The sequence below is a fragment of the Campylobacter sp. CFSAN122748 genome, from assembly GCF_045277125.1.
Lineage (GTDB): Bacteria > Campylobacterota > Campylobacteria > Campylobacterales > Campylobacteraceae > Campylobacter_D > Campylobacter_D jejuni.
On the sequence record NZ_CP116953.1, the window covers coordinates 502,502 to 515,842 of the forward strand.

Below are 13,341 nucleotides of genomic sequence, written 5' to 3' on the forward strand. Positions count from 1 at the left end.
AAAATTTCTTTAGGAAAATTCATGGATATTAGAAAAGCTTATTTGGATTTTTTTGCATCAAAAGGACATGAGATAACCCCGTCAAGTCCTTTAGTTCCTGATGATGCAACTTTACTTTTTACTAATGCGGGTATGGTGCCTTTTAAAAGTATATTTACAGGAGAAATTCCACGCCCAAACCCTCCACGCAAAACAAGCTGTCAAACTTGTATAAGAGCGGGTGGAAAGCACAATGACTTAGATAATGTAGGATATACCGCACGCCATCATACTTTTTTTGAAATGCTTGGGAATTTTAGTTTTGGGGATTATTTTAAAGAACAAGCCATAGCTTATGCTTGGGAATTTGTAACTGAAGTTTTAAAACTACCTAAAGATAGACTTTATGTAACCGTGCATGAAAACGATGATGAAGCTTTTAATCTATGGCAAAAACACATTCAAAAAGAAAGAATTTACAAATTTGGCGATAAAGATAACTTCTGGCAAATGGGCGATACTGGTCCTTGTGGTCCTTGTAGTGAGATTTTTTATGACCAAGGACAAGAGCATTTTAACTCAAGCGAAGATTATATGGGCGGAGATGGAGATAGATTTTTAGAAATCTGGAATCTTGTTTTCATGCAATACGAAAGAAGTGCTGATGGAGTGCTTAGCCCACTGCCAAAGCCAAGCATTGATACAGGAATGGGGCTTGAAAGGGTAACAGCGATTAAAGAAGGTAAATTTAGCAATTTTGATAGCTCGCTTTTTATGCCAATCATCAATGAAATTTCAAAACTTTGTAATAAAACTTATGTTTATGAAAGCGGAGCAAGTTTTAGAGTCATAGCTGATCATATAAGATCAAGTGTATTTTTGCTTGCACAAGGGGTAAGTTTTGATAAAGAAGGTAGAGGCTATGTTTTGCGTCGTATTTTGCGTCGTGCTTTAAGACATGGATATTTGCTAGGTTTTAAACAAGCTTTTATGTATAAACTAGTTGATATTGTGTGCGATTTAATGGGCGGACATTATACCTATCTTAATGAGAAAAAAGACTTTATAAAAGAACAAATTCGCCTTGAAGAAGAAAGATTTTTAAGCACTATAGAAAATGGGATTGAAATTTTTAATGAAGAGCTTAAAAACACTAAAGAAATTTTTAGCGGAGAAGTAGCCTTTAAGCTTTATGATACTTATGGTTTTCCGCTTGATTTAACGGCTGATATGCTAAGAGAAAAAAATCTTAAAGTTGATGAAGAAAAATTTGAACTTTTCATGAATGAGCAAAAAGCACGCGCTAAGGCTTCTTGGAAAGGAAGTGGAGATAAAACTGCAAGCGGAGATTTTAAAAACTTACTTGAAAAATTTGGAGAAAATCATTTCGTAGGTTATGAAAAAGCAGAATGCGAAAGTAAAATTTTAGCCCTTTTAGATGAAGATTTTAAAGAAGTTTCCACCCTTAAAGATGCGGGTTGGGTGATGCTTGAAAACACACCTTTTTATGCAACAAGTGGGGGGCAAAGTGCTGATAGTGGATTTATAGCTAAGCGTGAAGTTTTAGATACGCAAAAGTTTTTTAATCTCAATCTTAGCTTTATAAAAGCAGGCGAAGAACTAAAAGTTAACGATATAGTTCATGCAAGAATCGATACAGAAAAAAGAGAGCAAATCGCACGCCACCACTCAGCCACTCATCTTTTACATCATGCTTTAAGAGAAATTTTAGGTTCTCATGTAAGCCAAGCAGGATCTTTGGTTGAAAGCAATAAACTAAGATTTGATTTTACTCATCATAAAGCTTTAAACAAAGAAGAGCTAGAAAGCATTGAAAAAAGAGTCAATAAAATGATTATAAACTCAAGCGAAGCTATCTTAGAAAATATGCCTTTAGAAGAAGCTAAAAAAAGCGGTGCTATAGCATTGTTTAATGAAAAATACCAAGGCAATGTGCGTGTTTTAACTCTAGGTGAAAGCAAAGAACTTTGCGGGGGAACTCATGTTAAAAATACTGCTCAAATAGGAAGTTTTTACATAGTTAAAGAAAGTGGTGTGAGTGCTGGAGTTAGACGTATTGAAGCTGTGGTTTCTAAAGCGGCTTTAGAATTTGTAAAAAATCAACTCGAAGAACTTTCTAAAGTAAAAGATGAACTTAAAAATAATGATATTTTAAGCGGGATTAAAAAGCTTAAAAATGAAATTTTAAGTTTAAAAAATGAGCTTAAAAATTCAAGTAAAACCGAGCTTGATTCTAAAAATATCCAAGGTGTTGAAATTTGCGTAAAACGTATAGATAATGGCGATATTAAAGCTATGATTGATGATTTTAAAAACAAATTTGCTAAAGCGGTGATTTTACTTATCCAAGTAAAAGATGAAAAAATCACTTTAGCAGCTGGCGTTAAAGATGTGCCTTTAAAAGCAGGAGCTTTGGTTAAAGAAGCGGCGCAAATTTTAGGTGGAAATGGTGGCGGAAGAGATGATTTTGCTACTGCAGGTGGAAAAGATTTAAGCAAAATCAATGAAGCTTTAAAACAAAGCTTAGAAACGATAGAAAAAGCACTTTAATGTTAATTCTTGCTTCAAGTTCCATTTCAAGAGCTAACTTGCTTAAAACCGCAAAGATTGATTTTAGGCAAGTTAGTTTTGATTATGATGAAAATTTAAATAAAAATATTTCACCTTTTTTATATGTTCAAAAAATAGTTCTTGAAAAAGAAAGACAATTTTTAAGTACTTTAGGCAAAGATTTTCAAAACCAAAATTTGCTTTTTGCAGATAGTATAGTTTGTATAGATGAAAAAATTCTTACCAAAGCAAAGGATAAAAAAGAAGCTTATGAAATGCTTGCCTTGCAAAATGGAAAGTATGCAAGTATTTTATCGGCTTTTTTGCTTGTAAAACCTGAAAAAAGAGTTTTTTCTCTTTCAAAAACTACGCTTTATTTTAAAAATTTTGATGAAAATGCTTTAAGAGATTATGTAGAAAATGATCTTTATAAAGGCAAGGCGGGTTGTATTATGTGTGAGGGTTTTCATCAAAATTTCATCACCCAACAAGTAGGAAATCTAAGCACTGCTTTAGGGCTTGATATCCAAACTTTAAAGGCTTATTTATGAAAATATTAAAATATATTTTTTCATTTTTTACTCTTTTGTTTATAGCTGGATTTATTTATGTGGCTTATCTTTTCACAAGTGCTGATACTGAGGGTTATACTTTTAAAGAATACAAACCTCCTCTTACAACACAAATTTACGATAGAAATGGCAAGCTTGTGGCTAATATTTTTGAACAACATCGTTTTTACGCTCCTTATGAAGAGCTTCCTCCACGCCTTATAGAAGCTTTGGTTGCTATAGAAGATACAAGCTTTTTTGAACATAATGGAGTTAATATCGATGCCATTTTTAGAGCTGCTGTAAAAATCATAAAAAGCGGTGGAAAAACCATGGAAGGAGCTTCCACTCTTACCCAGCAATTTATTAAAAACACGGAATTAACCCCTGAAAGAACTATTACGCGTAAAATTCGCGAAGCTTTGCTTGCTTATAAAATGGAAACCATTTTAACTAAAGAGCAAATTTTAGAAAGGTATTTAAATTTTATTTTTTTTGGACATGGGTATTATGGAGTAAAAACCGCAGCTTTGGGGTATTTTCATAAAAATTTAAATGAATTAAGCCTTAAAGAGATTGCTATGTTAGTAGGTATGCCAAAAGCACCTAGCAGTTATGATCCTACAAAGCATTTAGATCTTTCCATTTCAAGAGCAAATAATGTTATTTCAAGAATGTATAATCTAGGTTGGATTTCAAAAGCAGATTATGATACAGCCATTAAAGAAATTCCGCAAGTTTATGATGATACGCTTACTCAAAATGCTGCTCCTTATGTCGTAGATGAAGTGATTAAACAATTAAGCCCTAATATCAAAGACTTAAAAACAGGTGGATATAAAATCATTTTAAATATAGACTTAGATGTTCAAAATATGGCACAGAATGCTTTAAAATTTGGTTATGATGAGATAGTAAAACGCGATAAAGATGCAAATTTAAGCACTTTAAACGGAGCTATGGTCGTGGTAAATCATCAAAGTGGTGATGTTTTAGCTTTGGTAGGTGGAGTTGATTATGAAAAAAGTAATTATAACCGCGCTACTCAAAGTATGCGTCAACCTGGAAGCTCTTTTAAACCTTTTGTGTATCAAGTGGCGATTAATTTAGGATATTCGCCTATGAGTGAAATTGCTGATATTTCTAGAATTTTTGAAGGTGGAGCGGGTAATAATGAGGATTGGAAACCTAAAAATGAAGGGGGTAAATTTTTAGGTTTAATTACCTTAAAAGAAGCTTTAACAAGATCAAGAAATTTAGCTACCATTAATCTCGCACTTGATATGGGGCTTGATGTTCTTTACTCTAAACTAATGGAATTTGGATTTAAAGATATACCGCCTAATTTATCAATCGTATTGGGAAGTTTTGGTATTTCTCCTTTGGAGTATTCGAAATTTTATACCATGTTTGGGAACTATGGTACGATTAAAGATCCTCAAATTATCAGACAAGTTCAGGATAAAACCGGTAAAACCATCATGGAATTTAACTCAAATGAGCGTAAAGTCAGCGATGAAGCGCAAAGTTTTCTGGTTTTAGATATGATGAGAAATGTTGTTGAAAAAGGCACAGGGCGTAATGCAAGAGTAAAAGATATAGAAATAGCAGGAAAAACAGGAACAACGAATAAAAGTGTTGATGCTTGGTTTTGTGGACTTACGCCTGAAATAGAAGCAATCATTTGGTATGGAAATGATAACAACAAGCCTATGCGTTATACAGAAGGTGGGGCTAGAACAGCTGCTCCTGTGTTTAGAGAATTTTTAACTCAATATATAGAAAAATTCCCTGATACAACTAGAAAATTTAGCATTCCTAATGGAGTTTATCGTGGAAATTATAAAGGAGAAAGTGCTTATTATACCACCAAATCACCATTACCAAAAGCAAATATGAAATTTAATGAAAGCGAGATTATATTTTGAAAGTAGAAAGATCTACTTTCAAAATGATTAAGCTTTTTTGATGATTATTTCATCATCTTTTGCATCAATGATAATGCTATCATTTTCATGAAGTTCATCAGCAAGTATCATATCGCTTAATTTATCTTCTATAAGATCATAAATAGCTCTTCTTAAAGGTCTAGCACCAAAATCAGGGTCAAAACCATCTTTAGCGATTAAAAGGGCTGCATTTTCGCTTAAACTTGCTTTTATTCCCTTGTTTTCTAAGCTCATTTGTAAATCTTTAAATAAAAGCTTGACTATTTCATAAGCTTCATCTTTTCCAAGTGGATTAAAGGTGATAATATTATCTAAACGGTTTAAAAACTCAGGTTTAAAGAAATTTTTTAACTCATTTTTTACCGCATCTTCTTGTTCTTTTCCGCTTAAATTCATAATGGCGCTTGAGGCGATATTAGAAGTTAAAATGATAATGGTATTTTTAAAATCCACTGTTACACCTTTACTATCGGTTGCTCTACCATCATCTAAAATCCCTAAAAGCACATTAAATACATCTTTATGTGCTTTTTCAACTTCATCAAACAAAAGCACGCTATAAGGTTTTCTTCGTACGGCTTCAGTAAGCCCTCCACCTTCTTCATGTCCTATATATCCTGGAGGCGCACCTAAGAGTCTTGAAACACTATGTTTTTCCATAAATTCACTCATATCAAAGCGAATCATTGCTTTTTCATCATCAAATAAAAATTTTGCCAAAGCTTTAGCCGATTGTGTTTTTCCTACCCCTGTTGGCCCTAAAAATAAAAAGCTTCCTATAGGTTTATTGTCCGCATTAAGCCCCGCTTTATTACGTTTAATGGCTCTAGCTAAAGCACTTAAGGCCTTATCTTGTCCTATGACACTTTCTTTTAAATGTTTTTCCACTTCTAAGAATTTTTGTTTTTCAGAAGTTAACATTTTTTGCACGCTAATACCCGTCCATTTGCTTAAAATTCCAGCAACCAAATCCTCATCCACTTGATTTTTAAGTAAAACTCCATTTTCACTCATTTTTTTCCATTTATCTTCTAAGATTTCTACTTCTTTTTCAAGACTTGGAATTTTTCCATACTCTAGCTCGGCTGCTTTTTGAAATTCACCTCTAGCTTTAGCCAAAGAAGCTTCATTTTTAAGCAAATCAATTTCTTTTTTCTTAGTACTTATACCATCAAAAACACTTTTTTCATTTTCAAACTGTGAATTTAAGGTATTTTGTTTTTCTTTTAAATTGGCTAGTTCTTTTGCGATTTCATCAAGTCTTTTTTGATTTTTCTCGTCATTTTCCATTTTTAAAGCTTCATTTTCAACTTCTAAAGTTTCTATATCTTTGCGTACTTTTCTTAAAGAACTTGGTTCGCTTTCAATTTGCATTTTCAGTTCAGCTGCAGCTTCATCGATTAAATCAATGGCCTTATCAGGTAAAAAACGATCCGCTATATAACGCTTTGAAAGTTTAGCTGCAGCTACTAAAGCGCTATCATTTATAGTTACATTATGATGAATTTCAAGCTTTTCTTTTATACCTCTTAACATAGCCAAAGCCTCATTAACACTTGGCTCACCTACATTTACAGGTTGAAAACGGCGTTGCAAGGCTGCATCTTTTTCAAAATATTTACGATATTCTTTTAAAGTAGTTGCGCCTATGGTATGGAGTTCACCTCTTGCAAGAGCGGGTTTTAAAATATTTGCCGCATCCATACTGCCTTCACTCGCTCCAGCTCCTACTATAGTGTGAATTTCATCGATAAAAAGAATGATATTTTCACTTTTTATCACTTCATTAACCACAGCTTTTAATCTATCTTCGAATTCTCCTCTGTATTTTGCACCTGCAATTAAAGCACTCATATCAAGAGCGATAACTTTTTTATTTTGCAAAGATTTTGGAACATCTTTTTTGATAATTCTTTGTGCTAAAGCTTCTACTATAGCTGTTTTTCCTACGCCTGGTTCACCTAAAAGTATAGGGTTATTTTTGGTTTTGCGTATTAAAATTTGCATCAAACGTTCGATTTCTTCTTCTCTGCCTATAACAGGATCAAGTTTACCCTCGCTTGCTTTTAAGGTTAAATCTATACCAAATTTATTTAAGCTGTCTAAGGTTTCATCGCTTGTTTTGCTATCGATTTTGCGTCCCGCTCTTAGACTTTCAAGCTCTTTTTGAAATTCTCTTAAATCTAAAAATTGCGCCAAAATTTCTTTAATAGGACTTTTTTGACTTTCACTTATAAGCCAAGTATCCACACTTAAATAACTATCTCCATTAGCACTCATTAATCCTTTAGCATTTTCTAATGAATTTATAAGTTCATTGGAAAAGCGTATATTTTCACGGTTTACATTTGAACTCGTTGCAAGTTTTGAAATTCTGCTTTTAATTTCAAGCTCTAAGGCTTCTTTAGAAATATTTAATTTATTTAAAATTTGATTTAAAATACTTGCATTATCTACGCTTAAAGCCCATAAAAGATGTAAAGGTACAACTTCATTATTTTTAGAATGTATAGCTAAAGATGCTGCACTTTCAAGATTTGAAAGCATATTATCAGTTAAAAAATCTTGTATATTTGCCATGTTTTATCCTTTATTTAGTTTATATACTTGCTATTATATAACTTTAGTCATATAATGTCAAGTTAATTGAGTAAAATTTTTTAAATAATAGGACAAATGACTAATTTTAGATTATTTCATAAACATATCTATAGCCTTGTTTAATTCTTCTATACTTTGAATATCATTTTCTTCTATAGCATGTACCATACAATGAGCTAAATGTTCTTTTAAAACTACTTTTGCAGTATTGTTAACTTCGGCTTTTACGGCAGCAAGCTGGATTAAAATTTCACTACAGTCTTTGTCATTTTCAACCATTCTTTTAATAGCGCTTAAATGCCCTATGGTTCTACTTAGACGATTGCAAACTGCTTTAAGATGTTTTTGAGAATGTGTATGAGTATGTTTTTCTTGGCACATTGTATTAACTTTCTTTTTGGAATTTTTAGTTTATTTTAACATATTTTTAAGAATTTAAATTTATTTACGAAGTTTTAAGCAATTTTTATTAAAATTTACTCTTTAAACTAATTAAACTAAAACTCAATGATGGAGCTTATTTTGAAAACAAAACGATTTTTTGCGGGTCTTGCAGGCTTTGCCACTACTTTTATTTTATGTCTATTTTTAACAAGTCATTTACAAGCTAAAGTTGATCAAAAAGAAGAGCAGGTTCAAAAACGCCTAGAAGCTTTAGATAAGCTTACAAAAACTCTTGCTATAGTAGAGCAATACTATGTGGATGATCAAAATATCAGCGATTTGGTGGATAAATCTTTATCAGGACTTTTAAGCAATCTTGATGCGCATTCTTCTTTTTTAAATGAAAAAGATTTTAATGATATGAAAATTCAAACCAATGGCGAATTTGGTGGCCTTGGTATAACCGTAGGTATGAAAGATGGCGCTTTAACAGTTGTTTCTCCTATAGAAGGAACACCAGCAGATAAAGCAGGGATAAAATCAGGAGATATTATTTTAAAAATTAATGATAAGGCCACTTTAGGAATTAATCTCAATGATGCTGTAGATAAAATGCGTGGTAAGCCAAAAACTCAAATCACTTTAACCATTTTTAGAAAAGGTGCAACAAAACCTTTTGATGTTACACTTACAAGAGAAATTATTAAGATAGAAAGTGTTTATGCAAAAATGATAGAAAATGAAAACATTCTTTATCTTAGGGTTACAAATTTTGATAAAAATGTTGTAGATGTGGCAAGTAAAGAACTTAAAAAATATCCTAATGTTAAAGGAGTTATTTTAGATCTTAGAAATAATCCTGGTGGACTTTTAAATCAAGCCATAGGACTTGTAAATTTATTTGTAGATAAAGGTGTTATTGTTTCTCAAAAAGGACGCATCGCAAGTGAAAATCAAGAATATAAAGCCGATCCTAAAAACAAAATTTCTAATGCTTCTTTGGTTGTGCTTGTAAATGGTGGAAGTGCTAGTGCAAGTGAAATTGTAAGTGGAGCTTTACAAGATCTTAAACGTGGTGTTATTGTGGGTGAAAATACTTTTGGAAAAGGTAGTGTTCAGCAAATCATACCTATTAATAAAACTGAAGCTTTAAGGCTTACTATTGCAAGATATTATCTTCCAAGCGGGCGTACTATTCAAGCAGTGGGTGTAAAACCTGATATTGAAGTTTTTCCAGGTAAAGTAAATACTCAAGAAGATGGTTTTTCTATAAAAGAAAGCGACTTAAAACAACATTTAGAAAGTGAGCTTGAAAAAATAGATAAAAATAAAAAAGAAGATAAGCAAGAAAATAAAGACAATAAAAATCTAATCAGTCAAAAACAAATCAATGATGATGCACAGTTAAATTCAGCTATTGATACTATTAAAATTTTAAATATCAAACAAGGACGATAAAATGACAAAAAAAGAAATGCTCTACGAAGGAAAAGGTAAAAAACTTTTCAAAACTGATGATGAAAATTTACTAATTAGTGAGTTTAAAGATGATTTAACCGCTTTTAATGCAGAAAAAAGAGGCAATGAAAGTGGAAAAGGTGCATTAAACTGTAGAATCAGTACTGAAATTTTTCATTTGCTCGAAAAAAATGGGATTAAAACCCATTTGGTAGAAACTATAAGCGATACAGAACAAGTGGTTAAAAAATGTAAAATTGTTCCTATTGAAGTTATAGTACGCAATGTTGCAACAGGTTCTCTTACAAAAAGACTGGGCATTAAAGATGGCACTGTGCTACCTTTTGCTTTGGTGGAATTTTGTCTTAAAGATGATGCCTTAGGCGATCCTTTTATCAATGATGAGCATTGTTTGATTTTAAATTTAGTGCAAAATGAAGCTCAAATTAGTGAAATTAAAAATATGGCTAGAAAGATTAACTCTATTTTAACTCCATTTTTTGACAATAAAAATTTAAGGCTGATTGACTTTAAAATCGAACTGGGTTTAACTAAAGATAATGAACTTGTTTTAGCCGATGAAATAAGCCCTGATAGTTGTAGATTTTGGGATAAATTTAGTAATGAAAAATTAGACAAAGATAGATTTCGTCAAGATCTAGGTAATGTAAAAATGGCTTATGAAGAAGTTTTAAAAAGAATATTAAATTAAGGAAAAATATGGAAGTTATTGTAAATATTTCTTTAAAAAATGGGGTTTTAGATCCACAAGGCAAAGCGGTGGAAAAAGCTTTGCATTCTTTAAATTTTAATAGTGTTAAAGAAGTAAAAATAGCAAAACAAATCAAAATTTCTCTTGATGAGAAAGATGAAAAATTAGCCAAAGAACAAGTAAAAAAAATGTGTGAAGAGTTGTTGGTAAATAGCGTCATTGAAGATTATGAGCTTATAATTGAGAAAGAGTAAAATGAAAGTTGCTATTATTAGATTTCTAGGGACAAATTGTGAATTTGATACAGCTTATGCCTTTGAAAAACTTGGAGTAAAAACGCAGATTATTTGGCATGAAGAAAAAGAATTTGATGCAGATTTAGTTGTTTTGCCAGGCGGATTTTCTTATGGAGATTATCTAAGATGTGCAGCTATTGCAAAACTTGCTCCTGCTATGCAAGGTGTTTTTAATCATGCAAAAAAGGGAGGATATATCTTAGGTATTTGTAATGGTTTTCAAATTTTACTTGAAAGCGGTCTTTTAAAAGGTGCAATGAAGCATAACAACAATCTTAGTTTTATCTCAAAAAACCAAAATTTAAGAGTAGTTTCTAATGGTAATGCCTTTTTGAAAAATTTCAAAAAAGATGAAATTATTAATTTACCAATTGCCCATGGAGAGGGAAATTATTACGCTGATGAGGCTACTTTAAAAGAATTGCAAGATAAAGATCTTATTACTTTAAAATACGAGCCAAATCCAAATGGTTCTGTATTTGATATCGCAGGAATTTGTGATGAAAACAAAAAAATCTTTGGACTCATGCCACATCCTGAGCGTGCTTGTGAAAAAGTCCTAGGTAATGATATAGGTTTGAAAATGCTTAAAGGCTTTTTATTTTGAAAATTTTATTAACTTTAATTTTTAGTGTTGTTGTATTGTTTGGCAGGGGTGAAATTTCTGTATTTAGCGGCCAAGATGAAAATATGCAAAAAGAATTACAAAAATTACCCCAAGAAGAACAAAAAATTTATCAAAATATTCCGCCAAGTGATGAAAACAATGACTTTGAAAGCAATGTAGATGATCCTTTTGTAGCTAAAGGGAGTTTGGTTCTTACAAATAATGAATATCCAAGTAGGGTATATGTTGGAGAAGTTTTTCCTATTACGATCTATGCTCGCACTACGGAAAATACAAAATTTGATTTTAACATAAGCGTAGAAAAAACTAACTTATCTTTTTTAAATCCAGATGCAAAATGGGAATTTATCAATAACGAATATAAAACAACTTTATGGTTTGAAGCCAAAAATTCAAATGCTAGTTTGAGTAAAATTTCTATCAAACTTCTTAGAAATAATGAAGCTTTTCAAGAGGCTGATATCAATCTTAATCCTATCAAATTTGAAAATACTTTATCCAATAAAGATTTTTCACACCTTGTGGCAAGTTCTTTGGAAATTAAAAAAGTTAAAGCGAGTTATTTTGATGATGCTAATATCATTATGATGGTAGAACTAAACGCAACCAATACAAATCTTAAAAGCTTTTTTATAGAAGGAATTCAAAAGCAAGGTATTGAAAATTTAAAAGGGGATTTTAATGCTTCTAGTGCTTTTTATTATGCTATTTTGCCATTAAGTAAAACAAATTTTGAATTTTCGTATTTCAATAAGGACAGTAAAAAGCTTGAAAATATAAATTTAAAACTAAAAATTAGTGACGATGAGATCAGCACTCAGAGTGATTTAAATCCTGTAAATAAAGACTTAAATATTTATAAACAATATACCTTATGGTTTTTAGCGGTTTTATTTGGAGCTTTATTTATATGGAGAAAAAATTACATTATTCTGGCTTTGGCAGTTGTTTGTTTTGCACTTAGTTTTCTTGTAGATACCAATACTCAAAATGCAATTATCAAGGCTGGTTCTAGGGCTAAAATTTTACCTACAGAGCCTTCAACTTATTTTTATACGGCAAATGCAGATGAAAAAGTAGAAGTTTTGGGCAAAAGACAAAATTATATTAAAGTATTGTTTTCTGATGGAAAAATAGGTTGGGTTAATAAAGATGATTTACAAAAAAATTAAAGCTCTTTATTTTTGGATTTTTTTTGTTTTAAGTGTTGCTTTGGTGATTTTTTGTTTTTGCTTTACAAAATCTCAAAACACACTTTGGAAAATCCGCAAAATTTGGGCTAAATTTCAAAGATATACTATCTCTTATAAACAAGAAATTATTGGCACTTTTAATCCGCAAGCTCAGATGATTTTAATGAATCATCAAAGTGCTTTAGATATCATCGCTTTAGAAGAATTATATCCTAAAAATTTATGCTGGATTGCCAAAAAAGAATTAGGAGAAATTCCTATTTTCAAAGTTGCTATGAAAAAACCAAAACTTCTTTGTATAGATAGAAAAAATCCGCGTGATTTGGTACGAGTTTTAAAAGAAGCAAAAGAAAGAATTAGCGAAGATAGGGTTTTGGCTATTTTTCCAGAAGGAACTAGATCTAAAAATGAAAAAATGCTTAAATTTCAAAGTGGAGCAAAAATTTTAAGTGAAAAATTAAATCTTAAAGTTCAACCCATTTTAATTGTGGATTCTGCAAAAATTTTAGACACAAAAAGTTTTAGTGCAAGCAGCGGAGTGCTTAAAATCATTTGTATGGATTTAGTCGATACAAATGATGACAAATGGCTTGAAAACACTAGAAAAAAAATGCAAGAATTACTCGATCAAGAAAGAGCTAAGCTTTGCTAAATACCCTTTTAGTTGTTGGTTTTGGGGGATTTATAGGAGCAATCTTAAGAATGTTTTCTATTAATTTAGTGAATAAATTTTTTCCTTATTCTATCAGCCTTGGAACTCTTTTTGTTAATGTTTTGGGTTCTTTTATCATAGGACTTTTGTTTTCTTATGCACAAAATAAAGGTTTATCTCCTTTACTTAAAAGCTTTATAAGTACAGGTTTTTTAGGAGCTTTTACAACTTTTTCTACTTTTTCTTATCAAAATTTACTTCTTTTGCAAAGTGGAAATTATCTTCATTTTGCGTTAAATATTATCTTAAATGTCTTTCTTTGCTTATTTGCCGCATGGCTTGGTTTTATAATTTTCAAATAAATCTT

At 31.2% G+C, this 13,341-nt stretch carries 11 protein-coding genes and 1 pseudogene; 10 read left to right on the forward strand and 2 right to left on the reverse strand.

Going from position 1 to position 13,341, the window contains the following annotated elements; all coding sequences use genetic code 11:
- The first annotated feature begins 21 nt into the window (after positions 1 to 21).
- Genes alaS through OT390_RS02715 form a run of 3 tightly spaced genes read left to right on the forward strand, consistent with a single transcriptional unit; the run spans position 22 to position 5,029 of the window.
- Positions 22 to 2,550: an alanine--tRNA ligase gene (gene alaS, locus OT390_RS02705; RefSeq protein ID WP_002859051.1), complete on the forward strand. Its 2,529-nt coding sequence runs from the start codon at positions 22 to 24 to the stop codon at positions 2,548 to 2,550.
- Complete coding sequence (gene maf / locus OT390_RS02710; protein ID WP_002855005.1) at positions 2,550 to 3,101, forward strand: septum formation inhibitor Maf; 552 nt, start codon at positions 2,550 to 2,552, stop codon at positions 3,099 to 3,101. The genes alaS and maf overlap by 1 nt, the downstream gene beginning before the upstream one ends.
- Complete coding sequence (locus tag OT390_RS02715; RefSeq protein ID WP_002867666.1) at positions 3,098 to 5,029, forward strand: penicillin-binding protein 1A; 1,932 nt, start codon at positions 3,098 to 3,100, stop codon at positions 5,027 to 5,029. Before maf ends, OT390_RS02715 begins: the two co-directional genes overlap by 4 nt.
- A gap of 27 nt (positions 5,030 to 5,056) precedes the next feature.
- Here the strand turns inward: OT390_RS02715 and OT390_RS02720 are convergent, their stop codons facing one another.
- Both OT390_RS02720 and OT390_RS02725 read right to left on the reverse strand, forming a co-directional pair.
- Complete coding sequence (locus OT390_RS02720; protein WP_406611507.1) at positions 5,057 to 7,630, reverse strand: ATP-dependent Clp protease ATP-binding subunit; 2,574 nt, start codon at positions 7,628 to 7,630, stop codon at positions 5,057 to 5,059.
- Between the two features lie 111 nt (positions 7,631 to 7,741).
- Positions 7,742 to 8,032, reverse strand: coding sequence for a metal-sensing transcriptional repressor (locus OT390_RS02725; protein WP_002859054.1), 291 nt, complete (start codon positions 8,030 to 8,032; stop codon positions 7,742 to 7,744).
- A gap of 126 nt (positions 8,033 to 8,158) precedes the next feature.
- Here OT390_RS02725 and OT390_RS02730 point away from each other — a divergent pair, with 126 nt between their 5' ends.
- The 7 genes and pseudogenes from OT390_RS02730 to crcB all read left to right on the forward strand — a co-directional run bounded on the left by OT390_RS02730 (position 8,159) and on the right by crcB (position 13,336).
- Entirely contained in the window at positions 8,159 to 9,493 is a 1,335-nt protein-coding gene (locus OT390_RS02730; protein ID WP_002867668.1) for a S41 family peptidase, read from the forward strand.
- Between the two features lies 1 nt (position 9,494).
- A complete protein-coding gene (gene purC, locus OT390_RS02735) occupies positions 9,495 to 10,205 on the forward strand; it encodes a phosphoribosylaminoimidazolesuccinocarboxamide synthase (protein WP_002867669.1) in 711 nt (236 codons plus the stop codon).
- 8 nt (positions 10,206 to 10,213) lie between these two features.
- A complete protein-coding gene (purS, locus tag OT390_RS02740) occupies positions 10,214 to 10,459 on the forward strand; it encodes a phosphoribosylformylglycinamidine synthase subunit PurS (RefSeq protein WP_002858611.1) in 246 nt (81 codons plus the stop codon).
- A 1-nt stretch (position 10,460) separates the two neighbouring features.
- A pseudogene (gene purQ, locus OT390_RS02745) lies at positions 10,461 to 11,133 on the forward strand (phosphoribosylformylglycinamidine synthase I).
- On the forward strand, positions 11,105 to 12,301 hold the full coding sequence (locus OT390_RS02750) for an SH3 domain-containing protein (protein WP_014516713.1): 1,197 nt from the start codon (positions 11,105 to 11,107) through the stop codon (positions 12,299 to 12,301). The pseudogene purQ and the gene OT390_RS02750 overlap by 29 nt, the downstream one beginning before the upstream one ends.
- On the forward strand, positions 12,282 to 12,974 hold the full coding sequence (locus OT390_RS02755; RefSeq protein ID WP_002867672.1) for a lysophospholipid acyltransferase family protein: 693 nt from the start codon (positions 12,282 to 12,284) through the stop codon (positions 12,972 to 12,974). The genes OT390_RS02750 and OT390_RS02755 overlap by 20 nt, the downstream gene beginning before the upstream one ends.
- Complete coding sequence (gene crcB / locus OT390_RS02760) at positions 12,968 to 13,336, forward strand: fluoride efflux transporter CrcB (RefSeq protein WP_002859058.1); 369 nt, start codon at positions 12,968 to 12,970, stop codon at positions 13,334 to 13,336. The genes OT390_RS02755 and crcB overlap by 7 nt, the downstream gene beginning before the upstream one ends.
- Positions 13,337 to 13,341: the final 5 nt, after the last annotated feature.

Excerpts from the sequence above, each read along its gene's own strand:
- alaS (WP_002859051.1), top strand. The coding sequence starts at position 22 with ATGGATATTAGAAAAGCTTATTTGGATTTTTTTGCATCAAAAGGACAT.
- OT390_RS02720 (WP_406611507.1), bottom strand. The coding sequence starts at position 7,630 with ATGGCAAATATACAAGATTTTTTAACTGATAATATGCTTTCAAATCTT.
- OT390_RS02725 (WP_002859054.1), bottom strand. The coding sequence starts at position 8,032 with ATGTGCCAAGAAAAACATACTCATACACATTCTCAAAAACATCTTAAA.
- OT390_RS02715 (WP_002867666.1), top strand. The coding sequence starts at position 3,098 with ATGAAAATATTAAAATATATTTTTTCATTTTTTACTCTTTTGTTTATA.
- maf (WP_002855005.1), top strand. The coding sequence starts at position 2,550 with ATGTTAATTCTTGCTTCAAGTTCCATTTCAAGAGCTAACTTGCTTAAA.
- purS (WP_002858611.1), top strand. The coding sequence starts at position 10,214 with ATGGAAGTTATTGTAAATATTTCTTTAAAAAATGGGGTTTTAGATCCA.
- OT390_RS02730 (WP_002867668.1), top strand. The coding sequence starts at position 8,159 with ATGATGGAGCTTATTTTGAAAACAAAACGATTTTTTGCGGGTCTTGCA.
- OT390_RS02755 (WP_002867672.1), top strand. The coding sequence starts at position 12,282 with ATGATTTACAAAAAAATTAAAGCTCTTTATTTTTGGATTTTTTTTGTT.
- purC (WP_002867669.1), top strand. The coding sequence starts at position 9,495 with ATGACAAAAAAAGAAATGCTCTACGAAGGAAAAGGTAAAAAACTTTTC.